Origin of the sequence: Corynebacterium sp. DNF00584 (assembly GCF_001552965.1) — a bacterium.
GTDB classification, from domain to species: domain Bacteria; phylum Actinomycetota; class Actinomycetes; order Mycobacteriales; family Mycobacteriaceae; genus Corynebacterium; species Corynebacterium phoceense.
The window spans coordinates 87,824-113,525 of the sequence record NZ_KQ959769.1; the positions used below are offsets into that span (position 1 = coordinate 87,824).

Consider the following 25,702-nt stretch of genomic DNA (forward strand, 5'->3'; position numbering starts at 1 on the left):
TGCTATTCGCCGTTCTGAGCCTGGTTGGCGGCTTCAGAACCGAGTTTTGCCATCTCCTCTGCGGCGGCGACCATGGCATTCTGGGCGCCGATGACGCCGTCGACGGCGGCCTTGAGGGCGGCGGCGAGCTGCGTGTCGTTCATGCCGGCGGCGACCGGTATGTCGCGCTCGGTGCGTACGACGAGCGAGTCGTCGAAATCAGTGATGGCGGCGCGGGCACCCATCTGCACCGAGTTGATCTGGTTGGCGGCGAGGAAGAGACCGGCGTCCGCCTGCGAGAAGGTCGCGTCCGTTTGCACGTCGCAGCGGACGATGAGAACGGAGTCGAGCACTGCGAATAGGCAGGGCAGACCGTTGAGGTTCGCCGTGGCGGAGTCGTCGCGGCCCTCGATCTTGTCGAGGGTGACGTCGAAGGTCGCCATGGCGTCGATAACGCGCTCGAGCGTCACGACGGGCAACGAATTCGGATCCTCCGGGTTGAGGGTCTGCTGATTAGTCATGCTTGTGTTCCTCCCAGGTCACGAGCTGCGGGTACTGCGATTCGATGAAGGTCCACGCCTCCAGGATGGAGTTGAGCGAGGACATGACGAAGGCGCCGAGCTGATTGCGGGAAACGCCCTCGGAGATGGTGAGCTCGCGCACGGCGGAGACGACGAGTGCCTTCTCGTCCGCGCCGCCTTCGTAGAAGCGCAGCGTGGGCGCGAAGTGCTCGGCGTTCCACTGGTTGATGTGGGTGAGGATGGTCGGGCCCTCGGAAACCGGTACCTGGCCGCGCCAGATGGAGTCGATGATGAGGGTGTCCTCGCGCACCTGCATGGCAATCGCGGTGTTCGCGAAGCCGGAGCGGAAGACCTCGACGGTCGAGCCGTCCTCGTGCTGGTGCTCCTCGGTGCGGTACTGCAGTCCTTGCTGGTCAAAAATCTCCGCGATACGGGCGACCGTCGCGGGGGATACCTCGGTATCCGGCAGGATCTTCTGCTCGGGTGAAGTCACGTGAATCCTTAACTTGTGTCGATAAAGTGCGCCCACCAGCTTAAGGCATGCGGGCGTGTGGCGTGGCGAGCGGCCTTAGACGGCAGGCAGCGCGACGAGTTCCTCGCCGCCAAGCTCGTGGGCGAGCGCCGCGGCTATCGTCTCGAAGCGGTACGTGTGGTTCGCAGGCGTGAGCTTCTCGCTCGCGACGCGCTGGTTCGCCAGCGCCAGCTCCTGAGCACCCTCGCGGCCGAGCAACAGGGCCGGACCGAGGGTGGGGATGGGGATGATAGCGGGACGGCCGAGCTCCTTTGCCAGCAGATGCGCCATGTCGCGGTTGAGAACGGGTTCAGGCCCTACGGCGTTGACGGGGCCGGTGAGCGCGTCGTCGATCGCGGCACGGAAATAGATATCGGTGAGGTCGTCGTGCGCGATCCAACTCAGCCAAAAGTCGCCGTCGCCGAAGGTGCCGCCCAGGCCTGTGTGGAAGAGCGCGCGGAGCAGCGGAAGCAACCCGGCGTTGCCGGTGAGCGCGACGCCGGTGCGGACCTGGACAACGCGGGCGGCATCGGCAGCAGGCGCCGTGGCGGCCTCCCAGTTGCGGCAGACCTCGGCCAAGAAGCCGTCGCCGGAGTCCGAGGACTCCGTAAGGAGCTCATCGCCACGGTCAGGGCCGTAGTAGCCGATGGCGGAGGCGGAGACGAAGGTCTTGACAGACTGCGTGCGGGAGACCAGCTCTGCGAGCTTGCGCGTGGGACCCACGCGGGAGTCGCGTATGGCCGCCTTGTGGGAGTCGTTGAAGCGGCCGAAAATGGGCTCGCCGGCCAAGTGAATAAGGACGTCGGCGTCCGCGAGGAGATCGGGCGCAGGATTCGCGGGGTTCCAGACGCGTTGGCCCTCTTTGGCCTTGGAACGCACGAGCTGGATGACGGTGTGACCGGCGGTGGTGAGCTGTGCCGTCAGGGCACGACCCACGGCGCCGCGGGAGCCGGTCATAGCGACGGTAAGCGGGCGGGCCGCACCGTTGATACTCTGCACTCGCGCGAGGAAGTCGAAGTCCGCGATGAGCTGGCGCTGGCGGTAGGCAAACATCGGCGTCAGCGCCGATGCCGGAATACGCGTGTCGACGGTGTCGGTGATGAGTGTGCGCTCGCCTCGCAGGGCGGCGCTGGCCGTCTCAAGGTCCGCGAAGGTATGGGTGTGACGCCAGTTCGCGAGCTTGCGCATGGGCGCGTTGATACACACGTCGGCGAAGCTGCGGCCGCGCTGGTAGCGGGAGAGATCGTGGCGCGCGACCCATGTGAGACCCGCAGGAAAGCCGAGGACCGTGGTGCCATCGGAGAGCCGTTCGGCCTGGCGGCGCGGGGTCACGGGCAAGAAAGGCGGGGTAAGACGCGCTAAGGCGCCGGGGCGAGTGTGCCATTGCCACACGAGCTCGCGGGGTGCGTCGATGACGTGGGAAGCCTCAAAACTCAACGGGGTGGATTCTTCCTTGGACGGGGAGGACGCGCGGCGGCGCCGTAAGAACTCCGTCCACTCTAGTCGAGGTACCCCCATTACGGCGGGTGGGTGCTACAGTTGGAGTCGTTCGATTTGAGGACACACATATATAGGCATCCTTTAAAGACCGCACCGTGAGGCGGGGAAGGAGGTCACGATGAGTGTTGATAACGCTACCGCGGACGCAACTGAGCTGCTCAGCTCGGATGACGTCGCGCGCACCGTTGCACGCATCGCGCACCAGATCATTGAAAAGACGGCGCTCGATTCGGCCGACGCACCACGCGTCGTGCTCCTTGGCATTCCCTCTGGTGGCGTGCCGTTGGCGGAGCGCCTGGCTGAAAAAATCAAGGAATTCTCGGGGGTGGAAATTCCGGCCGGGGCACTCGATATCACCTTGTACCGCGACGATCTCCGCGGCAAGCCGCACCGCGCGTTGCGCCCCACGCTGATCCCCGACGGCGGCATTAATAACGCCACGGTCATCCTTGTCGATGACGTGTTGTATTCGGGACGCACCATCCGCGCAGCACTCGATGCCCTGCGCGACATTGGACGCCCGGACATCATCCAACTCGCCTGCCTCGTTGACCGTGGCCACCGCGAGGTGCCCATCCGCGCCGATTACGTGGGCAAGAATATTCCCACGGCCCGCGACGAGGATGTCACCGTCTTCATCGAGGCCATTGACGGCCGCGATGCGGTTGTTTTAACGCGCAAAGCAGAAGAGGACAAGTAAATGAAGCACCTCATCGATATCGCGGATCTCACGGCAGACGAGATCCTGGGGCTCATGGACGAGGCCGACCGCTTCCGCGAGGCCATTAATGGCCGCGAAGTGAAGAAGCTGCCCACCCTGCGCGGGCGCACGGTTTACACCCTGTTCTATGAGAACTCCACGCGTACCCGTTCTTCCTTCGAGACGGCCGGCAAGTGGATGTCCGCGGACGTCATCAATATCTCCGCGGCGAGCTCGTCGGTGAAGAAAGGCGAGTCCCTCAAGGACACCGGCTTGACTATTTCGGCGATTGGCACGGATGCCATCATCATTCGCCACCCGTCCTCGGGCGCAGCAAAGCAGCTCGCTGGCTGGGTCGCCCCCAATGGCGACGGCCCGTCCGTCATCAATGCCGGCGACGGCGCGCACCAGCACCCCACGCAGGCACTGCTCGACGCCACCACCATGCGCCAGCGTCTCGGGCTTTCCGATGCCGCCTCCTTCCGAGGCTTGCGCGTCAAAATCGTGGGCGATTGCCTCCACTCCCGCGTCGTGCGGTCCAACGTCGACCTGCTCACCACGCTCGGCGCCGAGGTCACCCTCGTCGCCCCGCCTACGCTTATGCCGTTTGGCGTGGAGAAGTGGCCGGTGCGCGTCTCCTATGACTTCGACGCCGAGCTTGTCGATGCCGACGTGGTCATGATGCTGCGCGTCCAAGCCGAGCGCATGAACGGCGGCTTCTTCCCGTCCCACCGCGAATACGCGGCGCTTTACGGCCTGTCCAAGGACCGTGCGAAGAAGATGCAGGACCACGCCATCGTCATGCACCCAGGTCCCATGCTGCGCGGCATGGAGATCAACTACGCGGTCGCGGATCAACCGCGCTCCGCTGTTTTGCAGCAGGTCAACAACGGCGTGCACGTGCGCATGGCCGTCCTGTTTACCCTCCTGGCCAACGGCGAGAATGCTGGATTCTAACCGGTTCGAGTACAGAAAGACGTTCAGTAGATTATGACTTCACCTGAGAACTTCCCGGCGACCGGTCGCCTGTCCGCACCCGCCGCCGGCACGCTGCTTATCACCAACGTCCGCCCGTACGGCGAGGGCGAGCCCGTCAACGTGCTCGTGCGTGACGGTTTCATCGAGTCCGTGAACGCCGACGCGGACGCGAGTGCAGACCGCGTCGTGGACGGCGAGGGCCACGTGCTTCTGCCGGGCCTCGTGGACATGCACGTGCACCTGCGTGAGCCGGGCCGCGAGGATACCGAGACCATCGAGACCGGCTCTCGCGCCGCGGCAAAGGGCGGCTTCACGGCCGTGTTTACCATGGCGAACACCATGCCGGTGATGGATCAGCCCATCATCGCCGAGTCTGTGTGGGCCAAGGGCCAGGCGCTCGGCGTGTGCGACGTCCACCCGGTGGGCTCCATCACGAAGGGTCTCGAGGGCAAGACCATTACCGAGTTCGGCATGATGAAGAACTCGGACGCCAAGGTCCGCATGTTCTCCGACGACGGCAAGTGCGTCCAGGACCCGCAGATCATGCGTCGCGCCCTCGAGTACGCCAAGGGCCAGGACGTCCTGCTCGCGCAGCACGCCGAGGATTCCCGTATGACCGAGGGTGCTGTCGCCCACGAGGGCGAGGTCGCCGCACGCCTGGGCCTGCGTGGCTGGCCGCGCGTCGCCGAGGAATCCATCGTGGCGCGCGACGCGCTGCTTGCACGCGACTACGGCAATCGCATGCACATCTGCCACGCTTCGACGACGGGTACGGTGGAGCTGCTCAAGTGGGCGAAGGGCCAGGACATTCCGCTCACCGCCGAGGTCACCCCGCACCACCTCATGCTCACCGACGAGAAGATCGCCGACTACGACGGACTCTTCCGCGTCAACCCGCCGTTGCGCGAGGAGCATGATGCCCTCGCACTGCGCGATGCGCTGCTCGACGGCACCATCGACTGCGTCGCCACGGACCACGCGCCGCACGGCTCGGAAGACAAGTGCGTGGAGTTCGAGCACGCCAAGCCCGGCATGCTGGGCCTCGAGTCCTCGCTCGCCGTCATCGCGAAGGTCTTCGTCGAGTCTGGCCTGGCCGACTGGCGCTTCGTCGCTCGCGTCATGTCCGAGCGACCGGCCGAAATCACCCGCTTGCCGGGCCACGGTCGCCCGATCGCGGTGGGGGAGCCGGCAAACCTCACCATCGTCGACCCGCAGCGCCCCTGGACCTCGGACGTCGAGCACCTCGCGTCCAAGGCCGAGAACAACCCGTACGCCGGCGAGGACTTCAACGCCCGCGTCACGCACACCTTCCTGCGCGGCACGCTCACGTACGACGTGGCTGCTGACGAATCTGCTGCCGAGTAGGCGGAACCAGACCATAATGAATAGCACAACCCGATCTACATCACAGAACGCAATATCAAAGGATGAAACCTTGACTTCTGCTCCTATCCCCGCCGTGCTCGTTCTTGCCGATGGCAAGGTCTTCCGCGGCTTCGGCTTTGGCAAGACCGGAACCACGCTCGGCGAAGCAGTGTTCACCACCGGCATGACCGGTTACCAGGAGACCATGACCGACCCGTCCTACCACCGCCAGATCGTGGTCGCGACGTCGCCGCAGATTGGCAACACCGGTTGGAACGACGAGGACGACGAGTCGCACGGCTCGAAGATTTGGGTCGCCGGCCTCGTTATCCGCGACCTTGCACACCGCGTCTCTAACTGGCGTGCGGCGCGCTCGCTGCCTGAGGAGATGGAGAAGCAGGGCATCGTCGGCATCCGCGGCATCGACACCCGCGCTCTTGTGCGCCATCTGCGCAACTTCGGCTCCATCGCCGCCGGCGTCTTCTCCGGCGAGGCTGCCGAGCGCCCCGTCGAGGAGCTGCTCGCCGAGGTCAAGGCACAGCCGTCTATGGCGGGCCTCGACCTGGCCGAGGACGTCTCCACCACTGAGCCCTACACCGTCCCGGCGGAGGGGGAGAAGAAGTTCACCGTCGTCGCCTATGACATGGGCATTAAGACCTCGACGCCGAATAACTTCGCCAAGCGCGGCATCGAAACCGTCGTCGTTCCGGCGAATACGCCCTACGAGGACATCAAGCAGTACAACCCAGACGGCGTGTTCGTCTCCAACGGCCCGGGTGACCCAGCCACCGCAGACAAGATGGTCGCCATCACCCGCGACATCCTCGCGTCTGGCACCCCGTTCTTCGGCATCTGCTTCGGTAACCAGATTCTGGGCCGCGCACTTGGGCTGAGCACGTACAAGCTCAAGTTCGGCCACCGCGGCATCAACGTGCCGGTGAAGAACCACCTCACGGGCAAGATCGATATCACCGCACAGAACCACGGCTTCGCGCTCGAAAACCCGGCTGGCGAGGGCAAGCCCGCCGGCGGCGCCGAGTTCGACACCGACTTCGGCCCGGCTCTCGTGACGCACACCTGCCTCAACGACGACGTCGTTGAGGGTGTGGCGCTCAAGTCCGGCATGGCCTTCTCCGTGCAGTACCACCCGGAATCCGCCGCCGGCCCGCACGACGCCAACCCGCTGTTTGACCAGTTCATCCAGCTTATGGACGACCACAAGTAAGCAACCAGGAAAAAGGGAAGAGAAAGAAATTCATGCCTAAGCGCAACGACATCAACCACGTCCTGGTCATCGGTTCTGGCCCGATCGTTATTGGTCAGGCCTGCGAGTTTGACTACTCCGGCACCCAGGCCTGCCGCGTCCTCAAAGAAGAAGGCCTGCGCGTTACGCTCATCAACTCCAACCCGGCCACCATCATGACCGACCCGGAGTTCGCGGACCACACCTACATCGAGCCCATCGATCCGGCCTACATCGAGAAGGTCTTCCAGAAGGAAATCGAAGAGGGCCACAAGATCGACGCCGTGCTCGCCACCTTGGGCGGCCAGACGGCGCTCAACGCGGCCATCCAGCTCGACCGTGCTGGCATCCTTGAGAAGTACGGCATCGAGCTCATCGGCGCGGACATTCCGGCCATCGAGCGCGGCGAGGACCGCCAGATGTTCAAGGACATCGTGGCCTCCGTCGGCGGCGAGTCCGCGCGCTCCCGCGTGTGCCACAACATGGACGAAGTCCACGAGACCGTCAAGGAACTGGGCTTGCCCGTCGTCGTCCGCCCGTCGTTTACCATGGGTGGCTTGGGCTCCGGTCTGGCGTTTAACAACGAAGACCTCGACCGCATCGCCGGCGGTGGCTTGGCCGCCTCGCCGGAAGCCAACGTACTCATCGAGGAGTCCATTCTCGGCTGGAAGGAATTCGAGCTCGAGCTTATGCGCGATGGTGACGACAACGTGGTCGTCATCGCGTCCATCGAAAACGTCGACGCCCTGGGCGTTCACACCGGCGACTCCGTCACGGTCGCCCCGGCGCTTACCCTCACGGACCGCGAGTACCAGAAGATGCGTGACCTCGGCATCGCCATCATTCGCGCCGTCGGCGTCGATACCGGCGGCTGCAACATCCAGTTCGCCGTGAACCCGAACGACGGCCGCATCATCGTCATCGAGATGAACCCGCGCGTGTCCCGTTCCTCCGCGCTGGCGTCCAAGGCCACCGGTTTCCCGATCGCGAAGCTCGCTGCCAAGCTCGCCATCGGCTACACCCTCGACGAGGTCACCAACGACATCACCGGCGTGACCCCGGCCGCCTTCGAGCCGACCCTCGACTACGTCATCGTTAAGTCTCCGCGCTTCGCCTTCGAGAAGTTCCCGGGTGCGGACGACACGCTCACCACCACCATGAAGTCCGTGGGCGAGGCCATGGGTATCGGCCGCAACTACATTGCGGGCCTCAACAAGGTCATGCGTTCCATGGAAACCAAGATGGCTGGCTTCTGGACCCGACCGGACGAGTACTTCGCGGGCGACCGCGCCACCGACGTCGAGGCCGTTCTCAAGGACCTCGAGACCCCGACCGAGGGCCGCATGTACGACGTCGAGCTCGCCCTGCGCCTGGGCGCGACCGTCGAGCAGGTCTTCGAGCACTCCATGATTGACCCGTGGTTCCTTGCCGAGCTCAAAGCCCTCGTCGACTTCCGCGAGCGGCTTGCCGATGCCCCCGTGCTCGACGAAGACCTCCTGCGCGAGGCCAAGTACATGGGCCTGTCTGACGCTCAGATTGCCGCCGTGCGCCCCGAGTTCGCGGGCGAGGACGGCGTGCGCCGCCTGCGTTGGTCGCTGGGCATTCGCCCGGTCTACAAGACGGTTGATACGTGTGCCGGCGAGTTCGAGGCGCAGACGCCGTACCACTACTCGGCCTACGAGCTCGACCCGAATGCAGAGTCCGAAGTTGCCGAGCAGCGCGACCGCGAAAAGGTCATCATCTTGGGCTCCGGCCCGAACCGCATCGGCCAGGGCATTGAGTTCGACTACTCCTGTGTCCACGCAGCCCTCGAGCTCTCCCGCGCGGGCTACGAGACCGTCATGGTCAACTGCAACCCGGAGACCGTCTCCACCGACTACGACACGGCCGACCGCCTCTACTTCGAGCCGCTGACCTTCGAAGACGTCATGGAGGTCTACAACGCCGAGGCTACCTCCGGCACCGTCGCGGGCGTCATCGTCCAGCTCGGCGGACAGACCCCGCTGGGCCTCGCGGAGAAGCTCACCGAGGCTGGCGTCCCGGTTGTCGGCACCACGGCCGACGCCATCAACCTCGCCGAGGATCGTGGCGAGTTTGGCCAGGTGCTTAGCCGTGCGGAGCTCCCGGCACCGGCGTTCGGCACCGCCACCTCCTTCGACGAGGCCAAGGCTGTCGCCGCGGAAATCGGCTACCCGGTGCTCGTGCGTCCGTCCTACGTCCTGGGCGGCCGCGGCATGGAGATCGTCTACGACGAGGCCTCCCTGCAGGATTACATCGACCGCGCCACCGAGATCACCTCGGACCACCCGGTGCTCGTCGACCGCTTCCTCGATAACGCCATCGAGATTGACGTCGACGCGCTGTGCGACGGCGACGAGGTCTACCTGGGCGGCGTTATGGAGCACATCGAGGAAGCCGGCATTCACTCCGGCGACTCTTCCTGTGCGCTTCCACCGATGACGCTCGGCCCGGAGGACATTGAGAACGTCCGCGAGTCCACGCGCAAGTTGGCCCACGGCATTGGCGTCAAGGGCCTCATGAACGTCCAGTACGCGCTCAAGGACGACATCCTCTATGTCATCGAGGCCAACCCGCGTGCTTCGCGCACCGTGCCATTCGTCTCCAAGGCGACGGGCGTGCAGATGGCGAAGGCCGCCGCGCGCATCATGATGGGCGCCTCCATCAAGGAGCTGCGTGCCGAGGGCGTGCTGCCGGAGAACTACGACGGCGGCTCGCTGCCGCTCGATCACCCCATCGCGGTCAAGGAAGCCGTCCTGCCGTTCAACCGCTTCCGTCGCCCGGATGGCCAGCCGCTCGATACGCTGCTCAGCCCGGAGATGAAGTCCACCGGCGAGGTCATGGGCTTGGCCAGCAACTTCGGCGCGGCTTACGCCAAGGGCGAGCTCGCCGCGTTCGGTGCGCTGCCCACCGAGGGCACCATCTTCGTCTCCGTCGCCAACCACGACAAGCGCATGCTCATTTTCCCGATTCAGCGCCTGGCGCTCATGGGCTTCGAAATCGTCGCTACCCGCGGTACCGCCCAGATGCTGCGCCGCAACGGCGTCGAGTGCGAGGTCGCGGTCAAGGTCTCCGAGAACCCCGAGGGCAAGGCCACCATTCGTGACCAGATCCTCTCCGGCGACATCGACCTGGTGCTCAACACCCCGGCCGGTTCGGCAGGCGCTCGCCACGACGGCTACGAGATTCGTACGGCTGCCGTCAAGGCTGGCATCCCGTGCGTGACCACGGTCCAGGGTGTTACGGCCGCGGTCCAGGGCATCGAGGCCCTGCGCCAGGGCAACCTCACCGTGCGTTCCCTCCAGGAGCTCGAGCATGCCCCAGCCAAATAACTCCGTCACCGAGCACAGCGCGGTGACGCGGAGCGATGCGACGTTCGGTGAGCGTCTCGTCGCCGCCGGCCGCGATCGTGGGCGTCTGTGCGTGGGCATTGACCCACACGCTCACCTGCTCGAGGCCTGGGGCCTCGACAACACCGTCGATGGCCTTCGCACGTTCACGCAGACGTGTGTCGAGGCGTTTGCCGAGACGGCTGCGGTGGTCAAGCCGCAGGTCGCGTTCTTCGAGCGCTTCGGCTCGCAGGGCTTCGCGGTTCTCGAGCGCGCGCTCGCGGACCTGCGCGACGCGGGCTGCCTCACGATTGCGGACGCCAAACGCGGCGACATCGGCAGCACCATGGTCGGCTACGCGGATGCGTGGCTGGGGGAGACCTCGCCGCTGCGCGCAGACTCGGTGACGGTCTCGCCGTATCTCGGCATTGGCGCGCTGGCACCGGTCTTCGAGACGGCCGAGCGTGTGGGCGGCGGCGTCTTCGTCCTCGCCGCGACGTCGAACCCGGAGGCTGTCGAGCTGCAGTCCATCACGGACGCGGACGGCCGCACCATCGCCCAGCGCATGGTCGACGAGGCGGCAACGTATAACGCGCCGCACGCGGCTGTTGGACGCCCCGGCAACGTCGGTGTCGTCGTCGGCGCGACCCTCGCGCAGCCGCCGGTCCTCGACGCCCTGGGCGGCCCGGTGCTCTTGCCGGGCGTCGGCGCGCAGGGGGCATCGGCAAGCGACGTGCTCGCTATTACCCAGGCGGCGCCGGAGCTTGGCTTTGCCAATGTTTCGCGCTCCGTCCTGCGCCACGGGCCGAGCGTCGACGCGCTGTGCGACGCGGTGCGCAGCCAGGCCGCGGAGTTTAGAGCGGAAGCCTAGAGTTTTTACCGCCTTGAGCAGCCCGGATGCAGGCCATCCGGGCTCTTTGTGCGTTTTCGGGCCGGAGTATTTGCGCAGGTAGGGGAGTTTTTTCAAGAAAATCCCAGCTCGATTTAATCCTTAGGCCGTTGTGCTGGTATTTTATGACACGCAGCGCGATGACGTGCCACAACGTCGCACTAGTGGCGGCGCGTTCGGCCCTGTTATCGTCGCAGGAACAAAACCGGTGCTAGGATTGCCAGAAGTCGGTATGCTTCCATGGATGTAACTTGCACGAGTTGCCCCGTTGAGAGGCAGTTTTTACCGAGAACTTCGGCGCCTGTAGCGCCAAGCAGACCCATTAATCACCTAGAAATATCGGAGGATACCGAAGTGGCACTCCCTAAGTTGACTGACGAGCAGCGCAAGGAAGCACTCGCAAAGGCCGCTGAGGCCCGTAAGGCTCGTGCTGAGCTGAAGGCAGCACTCAAGCGCGGCGAGACCAACCTCAAGGAGGTCCTGGAGAAGGCCGAGACCGACGAGATCATCGGCAAGACCAAGGTGTCCGCACTCCTCGAGGCTCTCCCGAAGGTCGGCAAGGTCAAGGCCAAGGAGATCATGGACAACCTCGAGATCGCTCAGACCCGCCGTCTGCGCGGCCTGGGCGACCGTCAGCGTCGTGCCCTGCTCGAGCACTTCGGCTACGAGTCCTAAACCCCGGACCTAGAAGAAGGCAGAAGTGTCTGGAGCACAAACACACGGTGAGCTCGTCGTTCTGGCGGGCCCTGCCGGCGTGGGTAAGTCCTCTGTGGTCCAGCGCCTGCGCAACGACGTAGACCAGCTCTACTTCAGCGTGTCCATGACGACGCGCCAGCCCCGTCCCGGCGAACGCGATGGGGTCGACTACTTCTTCGTTACTCCGGAGGAGTTTCAATCTCAGATCGATTCCGGCTCCATGCTGGAATGGGCAGAGATTCACGGAGGCCTGCAGCGTTCTGGAACGCCGGCAGGCCCTGTGGCGGAGGCCCGCGCGGCCGGCCGTCCCGTGCTGGTGGAAGTAGACCTGGCGGGTGCACGCAACGTCAAGCTTGCGTTGCCCGATGCTCACACTGTCTTCCTGGCTCCGCCGTCCTGGGAGGTGCTCGTCGAGCGTCTCACCGGCCGCGGTACGGAAACGCCGGAGGTCATTGAGCGCAGGCTGCAGACAGCCCGCAAGGAGCTGGCGGCACAAGATGAGTTCGACACCGTCATCGTCAACGAAAATCTCGATGACGCCGTCGCAGCTATCAGTGCTATCCTGCAAGGAGAGTCCGCTTAAGCTGCGGAGACTGCCCAAAGAATTCTTTCACAACCACAATTGACGAAAAGGTGCATGTGACTAACGTGACCGCCGTGAACAACGAGGCCAAGGTCGAGCCGGTCTTCGATCCGCCCACGGGCATTACCGCCCCGCCGATCGATGAGCTGCTGGAGAAGGTCTCTTCCAAGTACGCGCTGGTTATCTTCGCCGCGAAGCGCGCGCGACAGATCAACAGCTACTACCAGGAGCAGGACGACGGCGTCTTCGAGTTCGTCGGCCCGCTGGTAACCCCGGAGCCGGGCGAGAAGCCGCTGTCTATCGCCCTGCGCGAGATTCAGGCTGGCCTCCTCGACCACGAGGAAGGAAAGTAAGCCGCTCGCTCCGTCGCGACCACCCCGCGTCTACCCGTTTCACGGGCCGGACGCGGGGTTTCGCGTAGTATTGGCCCGTGACTTCTTCCGCTTCTGCATTACCTCGAAAAATTGTTGTCGGCGTCGCCGGAGGCATTGCCGCCTATAAAGCCTGCCATCTCGTGCGCGACTTGAAAGAGCATGGCGACGACGTGCGCGTCGTGCCTACGCCCAACGCGTTGCAGTTTGTCGGTGCCGCGACTTTCGAGGCCCTGTCCGGCCATCCTGTCTCCACGACGGTCTTCGATGCCGTCGACGAGGTCCAGCACGTCAACGTGGGCCAGCATGCCGATGCCGTCGTTATCGCGCCCGCTACCGCCGACGTCCTTGCACGCCTCGTGGCCGGACGCGCCGATGATTTGCTCACTGCGACGGTGCTCGTGGCCACGTGTCCTGTCATTGTCGTGCCTGCCATGCACACGGAGATGTGGAACAACCCGGCCACGCGGGAGAACGTCGCCACGCTCCGCCGCCGCGGTGTGACCGTCATGGAGCCTGCACATGGCCGACTCACGGGCAAGGACTCTGGCCCAGGACGCCTGCCGGAGCCGTCCCAGATTGCGGAGTTTGTCCGCACGGAGCTCGCCGGTTATCGCACGCCCTTCGACTGGGAGGGTTGTCGCGTGCTTATCTCGGCTGGCGGCACCCAGGAGAACGTGGACCCAGTGCGTTATATTGGCAACCGTTCGTCGGGGCGCCAGGGCTATGCGTTGGCGGAGATTGCCGCGCAGCGTGGCGCGCGCGTGACCATCGTGGCTGGCGCGACGGACGTGTTGGAGACTCCCTCGGGCGCAGAGATTGTACGCGTGGGCTCGACGCGGGAGATGGAAGCCGCCATGAACGAGCGCGCGCCGGAGGCCGACGTCATCATCATGGCTGCGGCTGTGGCGGACTACCGTCCCGCGGACGTCGCCGACTCGAAGATGAAGAAGGGGAGCGCGGACGAAGAGCTTGCGACGCTGCACCTCGTGGAGAATCCGGACATCCTCAAAGGGCTCGTCGCGCGCCGCGACGCCGGTGAGCTCAAAGACGGCGTCGTCATCGCTGGCTTCGCTGCGGAGACGGGCGATGCGATGCATTCGGCGCTCGATTACGCGCGCGCGAAGTTTGAACGCAAGGGCTGCGACGTGCTCATGGCGAATGAGGTCGGCGTGGGCAAAGTATTCGGCCAGACGACGAACTCGGGCTGGATTCTGCGTCGCGGTGCTGAGCCGACCGTTGTGGAGCTGGGCAGTAAACAGGTGGTCGCGGCCCAGATCTTGGATGCCGTGAATGCAATTGCCTCGGAGTAGGCCGCGTTAATTGCCAAGATAGACCGCTTGGTCTAATATTGCCCTTTGTCAACGCTTGGGGCCAGAACCATGCGCCGTCTATTCACCCCTGTTATACAAAGGACACACATAACGTGACGAATAACGCCGTGACCGCGACCCGACTCTTTACGTCTGAGTCGGTCACTGAAGGCCACCCCGATAAAATCTGTGACGCCATTTCCGACACCATCCTCGACGCCTTGCTCGAGAAAGACCCCCACGCCCGCGTCGCCGTGGAAACCCTCGTAACGACCGGCCAGGTCCACGTCGTGGGCGAGGTTTCCACGACGGGCTATGTCGAAATCCCGCAACTCGTGCGCAAAACCCTCGTCGACATCGGATTCATCTCCTCCGACGTCGGATTCGACGGCACCACCTGTGGCGTCAACGTCGCCATTGGCGAACAGTCCCCGGAGATCGGCGCAGGCGTCGATGTCGCGGACGAGATTCGCTCCGGCGAGGCCGGTGACGACCTCGAGCAGACCGGCGCCGGCGACCAGGGCCTCATGTTTGGCTACGCCACGAACGAGACCCCGGAATTCATGCCGCTGCCTATCTCCACGGCTCACCACCTTGCACGCCGCCTCACCGCCGTGCGCAAGGAGGGCATCGTCCCGCACCTGCGCCCGGACGGCAAGACACAGGTCACCTTCGCCTACGACGAAGACGAAAACCCGGTGCGCATCGACACCATCGTCATCTCCACCCAGCACGATCCGGAGGTCGACCGCGAGTGGCTCGTCGAGCCGCTGCGCACCGAGGTCGTCGAGTACGTCATCAAGGCCAACGACCTTGATCGCTACTACGACGAGCAGACGAAGCTGCTCATCAACCCGTCGGGCTCCTTCATTCTCGGCGGCCCTATGGGCGACGCGGGCCTCACCGGTCGCAAGATCATCGTCGATACCTATGGCGGCATGGCCCGCCACGGCGGCGGCGCCTTCTCCGGTAAGGACCCGAGCAAAGTCGACCGTTCTGCGGCCTACGCCATGCGTTGGGTCGCGAAGACCATCGTCGCCGCTGAGCTCGCGGACCGCGCGGAGGTCCAGGTGGCCTACGCCATTGGCCGCTCCCAGCCGGTCGGCCTCTACGTCGAGACCTTCGGCACCGCCAAGAACGGGCTCACCGACGGCCAGATTCAGGCCGCCGTCAACGAGGTCTTCGACCTGCGCCCGCACAAGATCATCGCGGACCTTGACCTGCTGCGTCCGATCTACCGCGCGACCGCCGCGTATGGTCACTTTGGCCGCACCGACGTGAACCTGCCCTGGGAGGACACCTCGCGTGCGCCGCTGCTGCGCGCCGCCGCCGGTCTCTAGCCCCCGCACGCGCTAGAATCGAGCGCTATGCCTAAGAAAACACCCGCCGCCGTTGACCCGGTCGTGCGGGTGTTGCCGTTGTTGCGGGTGGCGCACTTGGACCGGGCGTTCGACTACTACGTCGACGAGGCGGAGTCCGAGGTCGCCCAACCCGGCGTTCGCGTGCGCATTCGCTTCAATGGCCAACTTCAGGACGGCATCATCCTGGCCCGCGGCGCGGAGACTGAATTCCAAGGAACGCTGCGCTTTATCGACCGCGTGGTTTCGCCATATCCCGTCTATACGGAGAAACTCTCTGCTCTCGTGGAGTCGCTTGCCAAACGCTACGGCGGCGCGCGCTCGGATATCATTCGCGTGGCAATCCCGCCGCGCCACGCGAAGGCGGAAGAGTCAGATCTCACCACGCCATGGGAGGAACTCGGCGAGTCTGTCGAGCCTGACCTGTCCGGATGGTCCGCTTATCTCCATGGTGAATCCTTTGTCGATGCCGTCCTCGCCGGAAACGTCGCCCGCGCCGCGTGGCAGATCGCGCCCGGCGATGATTGGGCCAGCGCGCTCGCGGCCTTAGGCGCGAAGGTCGCCCGCGACGGGGGAGGAGTGCTCATGGTCGTTCCAAACCAGAAGTCCCTCGATCGTCTCGAAGCAGCTTTCCGCGCCGTCGTAGGCGCCAAGCAGGTCACCACGTTGGCGAACTCCTTGGGCCCTCAGGCGCGTTACCGACGCTACCTTTCGGCTCTCCAGGGCCAGGCGCGTATTGTGCTGGGCACGCGTTCTGCCGCCTTCGCACCTGTACACGACCTGCGATTGGCGGTCATCCTTGACGATGGCGACGATAACCTTGTCGATCCGCTCAAGCCTTACGTGCACGCCCGTGAGGTTCTCACAACGCGCTCCGCGTTGGAACATGCCAGCCTTATCCTCGCCGGCCATGCGCGCACGGCGGAGACCCAGCTCCTCGTCGAGTCTGGCTGGGCTCATGACCTTGTGGCGAGCGCCGCGACATTGCATGCCCGTTGCCCGCAGATTGCCGCGGTGGGCCGCTACGGCCTTACTATCTCCCGCGACATGCGCGGCGGCACGACCTCCGTGTCCGGCCCCGCGTACCAAGCCGCCCGTGGTGCGCTCGAACGCGGCGAACCCGTCCTAGTCCAGGTCCCACGTAAGGGCTACGCGCCCATCCTCTCGTGTGGCAACTGCGGCAACCCCGCTCGCTGTCGTCACTGTGGCGGCCCACTGGGCATGAGTCAGCAGGGCTCCGACCCTGAGCGCGGCTCGCTGCCCACCTGCGCCTGGTGCGGCCGCGTCGACGCCAAGCACCGGTGCACCGAGTGCGGATCGCCCAAACTCCGCGCCATCGTCCTGGGCACTGAGCGCACCGCCGAGGAACTCGGCCGTGCGTTTACGAAGACGCGGATCATCGTCTCCGGCGGTAACAAGGTGATAGACGAGATCCCGTTTAAGCCGGCGCTTGTGATCGCCACGCCCGGCGCCGAGCCCCACGTGGAGGGCGGGGAGCGCTACGGCGCAGCGTTGCTCCTCGAGCCCGGCGCGCTGCTTGGGCGCCAGGATATGCGCGCCACCGAGGACGCCCTCGATACGTGGGCGCATGCCGTCACCCTCGTGAGTCCTGCCATGAAGGGCGGGGAAGTGATCATTACCGCGGAGCCGGAGCTGCCCGTCGTCGACTACCTGTGCCGGTGGGACATGGTGGGCGCCGCGCAGGCGGAGCTCGCCGCCCGCCGTGAAGTGCGTTTCCCGCCCGCGGTCCACATGGCTGCCGTCGATGGCGCCCATGCGTCGCTCGAAGAGTTCTTACGCACCGCTGAGCTTCCCGATCATGCCGAAGTCCTTGGTCCGGTCCTGCTGCCTGTCGGAGTGACCCCGCCGGGACAGTATGACGAGGAGAAGTACGGCCCGGCGCAACGCGTCCTCATTCGCATCCCGCTGGGGCCGCGTGCACAGCTGGGCACCGCGCTGCGGAAAGCGAATGCCGCTCGCAGCATCCGCAAAGACGACCTCCCGCTGCGTATCCAAGTAGACCCCATAAACATCGGTTAAATCGGAATAGGTTGTTTCTCAAGCTAATGGTGTTAATGACACCATGCATTTCACACGGTTTATTTTCACCCCCGTAGCGTGTGTTTGGCGTTTAATGAATAGCCTGGCATGGAATTGCGTCCGATAAGGACGAGCTGGCCAACCCTGCGCCACCGTCTGGATGCTCATCCTTGTTGGCTTCGTGCTCGCCCTGGCTGGACTCTTCCTGGTCCGCCGCCGCAGCATCGACGCAGCAACGACGCAGCAGCCAGGCTGTACCCAGCCTGCGACGAGGTAGCAACTGGGCAACAACTCAGTTGTCGCGTGAGTCCACGCCGCCCTGCGAGTTTTCTCGAGAAGGAAGAGCCCACGGCGCGGGGCCGTCGCGCTTTTCGGGTCCGACGTGCACTATTCTGGTCACTTGACTGTCTATTACCAAAAACTATTACGCAGGAGAACGAGCAGCACCTTGAGCATTCGCGATATCCGCATCTACGGCGATCCGGTCTTGACCAGCATCGCCACGCCATTCGACACGTTTGATTCGAGTCTCGAGCGGCTCGCCAATGACATGTTCGAGACCATGGAAGACGCTGGCGGCGTGGGCCTGGCCGCCAACCAGATTGGGCTCACCAAGCGCATCTTCGTCTATGACTGCTCGCACGTGCAGCCGGGGATGCGTGGCGCGCTCATCAACCCCGTGTGGCAGCCGCTGGGGGACATGCTCCAGGTCGGCCCCGAGGGCTGCCTGTCCATTCCGGATATCTCGGCGGAAACTGTGCGCCATGAAACGGTGCGCGTCTCCGGCTTCGACGTCTTCGGCCGCCCCGTTGGCATGGCCGTCTCCGGACTCATGGCGCGTTGCGTTCAGCACGAGACGGATCACCTCGACGGCGTGCTCTTCCTCGACCGCCTCCAAGGCGACGTGCGCAAGCAGGCCATGGCCGAGGTCCGCGCCTCCGACTGGTTCAACGCGTAAAAAGGAGATCCCACATGCGACTGATTTTTGCTGGCACGCCCGAACCCGCCGTCGTGGCTTTAGAGAAGCTCATCGCCTCCGAGCACGAGGTCGTGGCCGTCATTACTCGTCCCGACGCGCGCCGGGGTCGCGGCCGCACGCTCCACCCCAGCCCGGTCAAGGCGCTGGCCATGGAGCACGGTATTGAGGTGCTTACGCCCACCACGCTGGGGCCCGGCACCGAGGACGGCCAGGCCCTGCGCGCCCGTCTCGCGGAACTCCAGCCCGAGTGCATTCCGGTTGTCGCTTACGGCAATCTCATTACCAAGGATCTCCTCGACGTGCCTACGCACGGTTGGGTGAATCTGCACTTCTCGCTGTTGCCCGCCTGGCGCGGCGCCGCTCCGGTCCAGGCCGCCATCGCCGCTGGCGATGACATCACGGGTGCCACCACCTTCCGTATCGACGAGGGGCTCGACACCGGCGTCGTCCTCGGCACGATGACCGAGGCTATCCGCGACACGGACACCGCTGACGATCTCCTCACGCGCCTGGCCTACGCCGGCGGCGATCTCCTTGTCGCGACAATGGACGGTCTCGCTGCCGGGATCATCGATCCGCGCCCGCAGGAGGGGGAGGCGACGTACGCGCACAAGATTACGACCGAGGACGCGCGCATCGACTGGTCGACGCCTGCCTTCGCCGTCGATCGCCACATCCGCGCACACACCCCAGGCCCCGGGGCCTGGACCATGTTGGGGGCGGATCGCATCAAGATTGGCCCCATCCAGCTTGCCGATGCCCCCTCGCCGCTGGCCCCAGGCCAGCTCGCCGTCACCAAGAAGGCAGTCTACGTCGGAACAGCGACGGACACCGTACGCTTGGGGCAGATTCAACCGCCAGGAAAGAAAATGATGAACGCCGCAGACTGGGCGCGTGGTGCGCTCGCGGATGTCGAAAGTGGAGAGGTGACGTTCCAATGACCGGAGGATTCCGTTCCCGTTCGAAGTCGGGAGACAAGCCCAAACCCGAGCGCGACAACCGCGAACGGCGCGAGGAGCGCCGCGACCGTGGCCAGCGCCGCGATGACCACCGCGGTTCCCGTAACCGCGATCGCGGCAAGGGCCAGGGCCAGCAGCGCCGCGGCACTTCCCGTGAGCAGGCCGCCAAGGATTTCCTGCGCTCCGCGCGCCAGGTAGGCGTCGACGCACCGCGCGCCGTTGCCTTCGATACGCTGCTGCGCGTCGAGACCGATGACGCCTTTGCCAACCTCGTGCTGCCCAAGGCGCTGCGTAAAGCGAAGCTCGAGGGCCGTGACGCGGCATTTGCTACGGAACTGACCTATGGCACGCTGCGCGCCCTCGGCGTCCTCGATGCGGTCATCGCGCGCTGCGCGACCCGCGGTCTCGAGGCCATGGCGCGCGAGGTTCACACCGCGCTACGCCTGGGCACCTACCAAGTGCTCTACACCCGCGTGGAACCGCACGCCGCGGTCGACACGACGGTGCGCCTCGTCGAAGCCGCCGGGCACGAGCAGGCCAAAGGCTTTGCCAACGGCATCATGCGCACAATTACCCGCACGACTCCGGAGGCGTGGCTCAACCGGCTGGCTCCCGCCGGAGAAATTCCAGCGCTTGCGTTCAAGCATGCGCACCCGGCCTGGATCGCCGAGTCCTTCTCTCGCGTGCTCGGACTCGGTGAGCTCGAGGAGGCGCTCGATGCTGACTCACAGCGCCCGCTCGTCCACCTCGTGGCCCGCCCCGGCGAAATTTCCGCCGAGGAACTCGCGCTTATGACCGGCTTCGAGGAAGGCAAGTATTCGCCGTACGCCGTCTACATGGAGCACGGCGACCCGGGCGACCTCGAACCCGTGAAGCAGGGCCTGGCCGCGGTTCAGGACGAAGGCTCGCAGCTCATCGCCCGCGCCGTCGCGGAGGCCCCCATCGAGGGCACCGATGGCGGACGCTGGCTCGATCTCTGCGCTGGCCCCGGCGGCAAGGCGGCACTCATGGGTGCGCTCGCTCGTATCGAGGGTGCGCGCGTCGACGCCGTTGAGGTCTCGCCCCACCGCGCCGAACTCGTGCGTAAAACCACGGACGGCCTGCCCGTCGACGTCCATGTCGCCGACGGGCGCACACCGGACCTTGAGCCCGGCTTCGACCGCGTCCTCGTCGACGCGCCGTGCTCGGGCCTTGGCGCCCTGCGCCGACGCCCGGAGGCACGCTGGCGCAAGGAAGAAGAGGACATCGGAAAGCTCGCGCCCCTGCAGTTCGAGCTCCTGAGCTCGGCGCTGAACCTCGTGCGCCCGGGCGGCATCGTCGTGTACTCGACCTGTTCGCCGGACCTGCGCGAGACCCGCGCCATCGTCGACCGTGCCAAGCAAGAGCTCGGCGCCGTCGAGCTCGATGCGCACGAGCTCATCCCTGACATGGGGGACACCGGCCGTGAGCTGTCCGTGCAGATGTGGCCACACCGTCACGGCACGGACGCGATGTTCTTCGCCGCACTGTGTCGCGGGGCCTAAGTTCCCCGTGGCGCGCGGTCACGCACGCTAGACTTTAGGCATGTCTGAACCGATTATTGCGCCGTCCATTCTCGCCGCCGACTTCGCCCAGCTGGGCACGGAGGTCGCCTCCGTCGCCTCGGGCGACTGGCTCCACGTCGACATCATGGATGGCCACTTCGTGCCCAACCTGTCCTTTGGCCCAGACGTTACCTCCACGGTGGACGGTCTCACCGCGCAGGAGCTCGACGTGCACCTCATGATCGAGGAGCCGGAGAAGTGGGTCGAGACCTACGCCAAGGCCGGCGCGGATTGCATCATCTTCCACGTCGAGGCCGTCGCCAACGAGGAGGCCGCGCTGGCGCTCGCTCGCAAGATTCGCGATCTGGGCGTGCGCGCTGGGTTCTCCGTTAAGCCGGGCACGCCCATCGAGCCGTGGCTGGATAAGCTTGAGCACTTTGACGAGGTGCTCGTCATGAGCGTGGAGCCGGGCTTCGGCGGTCAGAAGTTTATGCCGGAGATGCTCGACAAGGTGCGTGCGCTGCGCTCGACGATTGATGAGCGCGGGCTCGACACGGTGATTGAGATTGACGGCGGCGTCTCCGCCGAGACCATTCGCGCCTGCGCCGAGGCCGGCTGCGACGCGTTCGTCGCCGGTTCCGCCGTGTTCAAGCAGGATGACCGCGCCGCGGCCGTCGCTGAACTGCGCGAGCTGGCGACCCTGTAGTGGCCTCGATTGCAGAGGCGCTCGCGCTCGCCAAGTCCGCGGGCCTGGGCGTCAAGGGCACGACGAGCCCCAACCCGCCCGTGGGCGCAGTGCTTGTCTCTCCGAACGGCGAGGTTGTGGGCGTAGGCGGCACCCAACCCGTGGGCGGGCCGCATGCCGAGGTCATGGCGCTGCGCGAGGCTGGGCCTTTAGCGGAGAGCGCAACGGCCGTCGTCACGCTCGAGCCGTGTTCGCATACCGGCCGCACCGGTCCGTGCGCGGTGGCGCTCGCGGACGCAGGCGTAGCGTCTGTCGTCTACTTGCATCCAGACCCGAATCCGCAGGCCGCAGGCGGGGCCGAGACTCTCGCCGCGCGCGGCATTCCAGCGCGCCTCGCATCCGTTGAGGAGCGTGCCGCGGCGGCGTCCGTCGAGGACGCCCTTGTCCCGTGGCTCGCCGCCATCCGGATGGGGCGCCCGCACGTGACCCTCAAGTTCGCGCAGACCCTCGACGGTCTCACCGCCGCGGTGGACGGCACGAGCCAGTGGATCACCGGCCCGGACGCGCGGGCGCACGTCCATGTGGACCGTACGCGTCGCGACGCCATCCTCATCGGCACAGGCACCGCTTTGGCGGATAATCCTTCGCTCACCGCCCGCCGCGCGGATGGCTCGCTCTACGCGGCACAGCCGCGCCGCGTCGTGGTGGGCGCGCGTTCACTTGAGGGGCGTGCCGCGCACCTCGAGGAGCTCGGCTTTGAGCAATACGCCTCGCCGTCCGCGGCGCTGGACGCGCTGTGGGAGTCTGGGGCGCGGGACGTGCTCGTCGAAGGCGGCGCGGGGCTTGCGAGTTCCTTCGTGCAGGAGGGATTCGTCGACGCCGTGCGCGCGTATATCGCGCCGACGTTGCTTGGGGCCGGGCGTGGCGTGTTTGCCGAACCGGTCGCATCGACTCTGACGGATGCGTTGGCGTTGCGGCGCACCCGCGTGGAGGAACTGGGTGCGGATCTCGTCGTGGATTTCACGGTCGAGCGGTCGTAGTTGCCGAAAATTGTCGAGAAAGTCGTTCGCAGAAGACGATTTTTGGCAGCCACGTAGGGAACGAACCGGAATAGGACGCCCACAGCGGCGTTGGAAGAATCGAATTGATTAAAGGAGCTTGGGATTGTTTACCGGATTGGTGGAAGAGGTCGGCCGCGTGAGCGCGATGGAGCCGCAGGGCGATGCGATGCGTCTGAGCCTCACGGGTCCGCTCGTGACGAGTGATGCGGAACTCGGCGCATCCATTGCCGTCAACGGCGTGTGCTTGACCGTCGCGACGCTGGACGGCGACACGTTTACGGCCGATGTCATGCAGGAGTCGCTCAACCGGACGGCGCTGGGGGAGCTCACCGTGGGCGCGCCGGTGAACCTCGAGCGCGCGCTGCTACCCACCACGCGCCTGGGTGGCCACATCATGCAGGGCCACGTCGACGGCACGGCGCGGTTGCTCAGCCGTACGCCGTCCGAGCACTGGGAGGTTCTGCGCTTCGAACTGCCGCGCGAGCTGGAGCGCTATGTCGTGGAGAAAGGCTCCATCGCAGTCTCCGGTACGTCGCTCACGGTCGCGGCTATCTCCCAGCCAGGGGCGAGCGAGCCGTGGTTTGAGGTCTCCCTTATTCCAGCCACGCTGCGCGAGACCATTCTGGGCGAGCTTACACCTGGCGCACGCGTCAACCTTGAAGTTGACGTGCTGGCCAAATACGTCGAGAAAATGCAGCTCACCGTGGATACAGCGGACATGCACCCCGAAAGTAAGTAGTACGAGCGTTCCAGACTAGAGTTGACAGACATGAGTGAACAGAGCGTGCGCCTCGATACCGTCGAGGAAGCCATTGCAGATATCGCAGTCGGTAAAGCCGTCGTCGTCGTTGATAACGAGGACCGTGAGAACGAAGGCGACCTCATCTTCGCCGCGGAAAAGGCCACGCCAGAACTCGTCGCCTTCATGGTGCGGTATTCCTCCGGCTACATCTGTGCGCCGCTCACCCCGGATGACTGCGACCGCCTCAACCTGCCGCCCATGATGGCGAAGAACCAGGACGTGCGCGGCACCGCGTATACCGTTACGGTCGATCTCGCGACGGGCTCCACGGGCATTTCCGCGAAGTCGCGCTGCGAGACCATTCTCGCGCTCGCCAACCCCGAGTCACACCCGGGCGACTTCACGCGCCCCGGCCACGTGGTTCCGCTCGCCGCGCGCCCGGGCGGTGTGCTGGAGCGCGACGGCCACACGGAGGCATCGATAGACTTGGCCCGCCTGGCAGGCCTGCGACCGGCTGGCGTGCTGTGCGAAATCGTCTCCGAGGAAGACCCCACGGACATGGCGCGCTCGCCGGAGCTGCGCCGCTTCGCCGACTCCCACGGCCTGAAGATGATCTCCATCGAGCAGCTCATCGAGTGGCGTCGCCACCACGAGAACCAGGTCGACCGCGTTGTCGAGACGCGACTGCCCACCGAGTTCGGCGAGTTCACCGCGCTCGGTTTCCGTAATATCCTGGACGGCCAAGAGCATGTGGCGCTCGTCGCGGGCGACCTCAAGGCCCTCGACGGCGCCGAGGATGTCCTCGTGCGCGTGCATTCCGAGTGCCTCACCGGCGACGTCTTTGGTTCGCACCGTTGTGATTGCGGCCCGCAGCTCCACGCCGCGCAGAAGGCAGTTCACGACGCCGGCAGCGGCGTCATCGTGTACCTGCGGGGCCAGGAGGGACGGGGCATCGGCTTGCTCAATAAGCTGAAAGCCTATGAGCTGCAGGACAACGGGCGCGACACTGTTGACGCCAACCTTGAACAGGGCCTGCCCGAGGACGCGCGCGAATACTCGGCTGCGGGCCAGGTCCTGCGCGACCTAGGCATCAAGAGCGTCAACCTGCTCACCAATAACCCGGCCAAGGGCGAGGGCTTGGCGGGCTTCGGCGTGGAGATTACCGGCCGCACCCCGCTGGAAATCGAGGCCAACGCCGATAATATTGAGTACCTGCGCACCAAGCGCGACCGCATGGGCCACGACCTACCGCAGGTCGCGCGCTGGGATGCGGACCACGCCAAGTAGAGGAGACCCACAATGAGCAAAGAAGGACTGCCCGAGGTCAAGGCCGTCGACGCGCAAGGAATGACCGTCGCCGTGGTCACCTCCACGTGGAACGCGGAGATCTGCGACCAGCTCGAAGCCCGCGCCATCGCGGCAGGCACGGAGGCTGGCGCCACCGTGGATTCCTTCCGCGTCGTGGGCGCGCTCGAGCTGCCTGTCGTTGTGCAGCGCGCAGCACAAAACTATGACGCAGTCGTGGCGCTCGGCTGCGTCATCCGCGGCGGCACCCCACACTTCGAGTACGTCTGCGACTCCGTCACGCAGGGGCTTACGCGCATTGCGCTCGATACCGGTAAGCCGATTGCCAACGGCGTGCTCACCACGAACGATCACCAGCAGGCGGTGGATCGCGCGGGCTTCGACGGCTCCGTGGAAGACAAGGGCGCGGAGGCCATGGTCGCCGCGTTGGATACCGTTGCCACCCTGCGTAAGGTAGAAGAGACCGCGCGCACGCGCGCCTAGCCCAGGAGACACTGCTACATATGACTGAACAGTCGAAAGACGCCCAGCGTCGCATCGAGCTCACGGATGAAGAAGTCCTGGAGTACACCGCCGCGGACCCGTTCGCGTCGACGTCCACCAAGCCGTGGGAGCTCACCTTAAAGTCCGCGTACCTGCGCAAGATCGCTATCATCTGCGTCATCGTCATCATGGCCGTTCATATCTTTATGGGCGTGACCGTCGGCTTGTCGTATACCGGCGCGTCGGTGACGACGATCGACCGCTTCGCCTACCCGGGCGTGGGCATTATCATTTCCTTCTTCGTGTGGCTCATGCTCACTCGTCCGCGCCTGCGCGCGAATTCGGACGGCGTGGAGGTCCGCAACCTCGTGGGCACGCGTTTCTACCCGTGGCAGCTCATCTATGGCCTGTCCTTCCCGGAGGGCTCGCGCATGGCACACATCGAGCTGCCCAACTTCGAATTCGTTCCCGTCTGGGCCTTGCAGTCCGGCGATAAGGCCACCGTTATCCGCGACGTGCAGGCCTTCCGCGACCTTGAGGCCGATTACATGCCGGAGGATTAAGCCTCTCT

General features: G+C 65.3%; 24 protein-coding genes. 21 read left to right on the top strand and 3 right to left on the bottom strand.

Translation table 11 applies throughout. From position 1 onward, the window contains the following. Positions 1–2 precede the first annotated feature (2 nt). The 3 genes from HMPREF0307_RS11545 to HMPREF0307_RS11555 form a co-directional block, all read right to left on the bottom strand. Positions 3–500 carry a YbjN domain-containing protein gene (locus tag HMPREF0307_RS11545; RefSeq protein WP_066493143.1) on the bottom strand — a complete coding sequence of 166 codons (498 nt, stop codon included), beginning with the start codon at positions 498–500 and terminating at the stop codon, positions 3–5. Next, positions 493–993, bottom strand: coding sequence for a YbjN domain-containing protein (locus tag HMPREF0307_RS11550; RefSeq protein WP_066493144.1), 501 nt, complete (start codon positions 991–993; stop codon positions 493–495). The genes HMPREF0307_RS11545 and HMPREF0307_RS11550 overlap by 8 nt, the downstream gene beginning before the upstream one ends. Positions 994–1,068: 75 nt before the next feature. After that, entirely contained in the window at positions 1,069–2,448 is a 1,380-nt protein-coding gene (locus HMPREF0307_RS11555) for a TIGR01777 family oxidoreductase (protein WP_066493146.1), read from the bottom strand. 181 nt (positions 2,449–2,629) lie between these two features. Between HMPREF0307_RS11555 and pyrR the strand changes: the two genes are divergently transcribed. The 21 genes from pyrR to HMPREF0307_RS11660 all read left to right on the top strand — a co-directional run bounded on the left by pyrR (position 2,630) and on the right by HMPREF0307_RS11660 (position 25,694). Then, on the top strand, positions 2,630–3,211 hold the full coding sequence (gene pyrR, locus HMPREF0307_RS11560; RefSeq protein ID WP_066493149.1) for a bifunctional pyr operon transcriptional regulator/uracil phosphoribosyltransferase PyrR: 582 nt from the start codon (positions 2,630–2,632) through the stop codon (positions 3,209–3,211). Beyond that, positions 3,212–4,168 (top strand): aspartate carbamoyltransferase catalytic subunit, encoded by a 957-nt coding sequence (locus tag HMPREF0307_RS11565; protein WP_066493151.1) that lies wholly within the window; start codon positions 3,212–3,214, stop codon positions 4,166–4,168. A gap of 33 nt (positions 4,169–4,201) precedes the next feature. After that, positions 4,202–5,554: a dihydroorotase gene (locus tag HMPREF0307_RS11570; RefSeq protein WP_066493153.1), complete on the top strand. Its 1,353-nt coding sequence runs from the start codon at positions 4,202–4,204 to the stop codon at positions 5,552–5,554. Positions 5,555–5,624: 70 nt separating this feature from the next. Continuing rightward, a complete protein-coding gene (gene carA, locus HMPREF0307_RS11575) occupies positions 5,625–6,779 on the top strand; it encodes a glutamine-hydrolyzing carbamoyl-phosphate synthase small subunit (RefSeq protein WP_231725181.1) in 1,155 nt (384 codons plus the stop codon). A gap of 32 nt (positions 6,780–6,811) precedes the next feature. Continuing rightward, on the top strand, positions 6,812–10,147 hold the full coding sequence (carB, locus tag HMPREF0307_RS11580; RefSeq protein ID WP_066493161.1) for a carbamoyl-phosphate synthase large subunit: 3,336 nt from the start codon (positions 6,812–6,814) through the stop codon (positions 10,145–10,147). A gap of 22 nt (positions 10,148–10,169) precedes the next feature. Then, positions 10,170–11,015: an orotidine-5'-phosphate decarboxylase gene (pyrF, locus tag HMPREF0307_RS11585; RefSeq protein ID WP_197418412.1), complete on the top strand. Its 846-nt coding sequence runs from the start codon at positions 10,170–10,172 to the stop codon at positions 11,013–11,015. A gap of 372 nt (positions 11,016–11,387) precedes the next feature. Beyond that, positions 11,388–11,708 (top strand): integration host factor, actinobacterial type, encoded by a 321-nt coding sequence (gene mihF / locus HMPREF0307_RS11590; protein ID WP_066493167.1) that lies wholly within the window; start codon positions 11,388–11,390, stop codon positions 11,706–11,708. 25 nt (positions 11,709–11,733) lie between these two features. Then, a complete protein-coding gene (gene gmk, locus HMPREF0307_RS11595; protein ID WP_066493168.1) occupies positions 11,734–12,312 on the top strand; it encodes a guanylate kinase in 579 nt (192 codons plus the stop codon). A gap of 56 nt (positions 12,313–12,368) precedes the next feature. After that, positions 12,369–12,665, top strand: a complete 297-nt coding sequence (rpoZ, locus tag HMPREF0307_RS11600; RefSeq protein WP_066493173.1) for a DNA-directed RNA polymerase subunit omega — start codon at positions 12,369–12,371, stop codon at positions 12,663–12,665. Positions 12,666–12,742: 77 nt separating this feature from the next. Further along, positions 12,743–13,996, top strand: a complete 1,254-nt coding sequence (gene coaBC, locus HMPREF0307_RS11605; RefSeq protein ID WP_066493176.1) for a bifunctional phosphopantothenoylcysteine decarboxylase/phosphopantothenate--cysteine ligase CoaBC — start codon at positions 12,743–12,745, stop codon at positions 13,994–13,996. 113 nt (positions 13,997–14,109) lie between these two features. Then, a complete protein-coding gene (gene metK / locus HMPREF0307_RS11610) occupies positions 14,110–15,336 on the top strand; it encodes a methionine adenosyltransferase (RefSeq protein ID WP_066493180.1) in 1,227 nt (408 codons plus the stop codon). A gap of 27 nt (positions 15,337–15,363) precedes the next feature. Further along, the gene (locus HMPREF0307_RS11615) at positions 15,364–17,394 is read left to right on the top strand and encodes a primosomal protein N' (protein ID WP_066493183.1); all 2,031 of its coding nucleotides are present in this window, start codon (positions 15,364–15,366) and stop codon (positions 17,392–17,394) included. 448 nt (positions 17,395–17,842) lie between these two features. Continuing rightward, a complete protein-coding gene (gene def / locus HMPREF0307_RS11620; RefSeq protein ID WP_066493184.1) occupies positions 17,843–18,352 on the top strand; it encodes a peptide deformylase in 510 nt (169 codons plus the stop codon). Between the two features lie 14 nt (positions 18,353–18,366). Continuing rightward, positions 18,367–19,314 (top strand): methionyl-tRNA formyltransferase, encoded by a 948-nt coding sequence (gene fmt / locus HMPREF0307_RS11625; RefSeq protein ID WP_066493185.1) that lies wholly within the window; start codon positions 18,367–18,369, stop codon positions 19,312–19,314. Further along, positions 19,311–20,855: an RsmB/NOP family class I SAM-dependent RNA methyltransferase gene (locus HMPREF0307_RS11630; RefSeq protein WP_066493189.1), complete on the top strand. Its 1,545-nt coding sequence runs from the start codon at positions 19,311–19,313 to the stop codon at positions 20,853–20,855. The genes fmt and HMPREF0307_RS11630 overlap by 4 nt, the downstream gene beginning before the upstream one ends. Before the next feature lie 40 nt (positions 20,856–20,895). Then, the gene (gene rpe, locus HMPREF0307_RS11635; RefSeq protein WP_066493190.1) at positions 20,896–21,561 is read left to right on the top strand and encodes a ribulose-phosphate 3-epimerase; all 666 of its coding nucleotides are present in this window, start codon (positions 20,896–20,898) and stop codon (positions 21,559–21,561) included. Continuing rightward, positions 21,561–22,580 carry a bifunctional diaminohydroxyphosphoribosylaminopyrimidine deaminase/5-amino-6-(5-phosphoribosylamino)uracil reductase RibD gene (gene ribD / locus HMPREF0307_RS11640; protein WP_066493192.1) on the top strand — a complete coding sequence of 340 codons (1,020 nt, stop codon included), beginning with the start codon at positions 21,561–21,563 and terminating at the stop codon, positions 22,578–22,580. The genes rpe and ribD overlap by 1 nt, the downstream gene beginning before the upstream one ends. A 124-nt stretch (positions 22,581–22,704) precedes the next feature. Then, a complete protein-coding gene (locus tag HMPREF0307_RS11645; RefSeq protein WP_066493193.1) occupies positions 22,705–23,340 on the top strand; it encodes a riboflavin synthase in 636 nt (211 codons plus the stop codon). Positions 23,341–23,370: 30 nt separating this feature from the next. Beyond that, positions 23,371–24,630 (top strand): bifunctional 3,4-dihydroxy-2-butanone-4-phosphate synthase/GTP cyclohydrolase II, encoded by a 1,260-nt coding sequence (locus HMPREF0307_RS11650; protein ID WP_066493196.1) that lies wholly within the window; start codon positions 23,371–23,373, stop codon positions 24,628–24,630. A gap of 12 nt (positions 24,631–24,642) precedes the next feature. Beyond that, positions 24,643–25,131, top strand: coding sequence for a 6,7-dimethyl-8-ribityllumazine synthase (ribH, locus tag HMPREF0307_RS11655; RefSeq protein ID WP_066493198.1), 489 nt, complete (start codon positions 24,643–24,645; stop codon positions 25,129–25,131). 20 nt (positions 25,132–25,151) lie between these two features. After that, on the top strand, positions 25,152–25,694 hold the full coding sequence (locus HMPREF0307_RS11660; RefSeq protein WP_066493202.1) for a PH domain-containing protein: 543 nt from the start codon (positions 25,152–25,154) through the stop codon (positions 25,692–25,694). Positions 25,695–25,702: the final 8 nt, after the last annotated feature.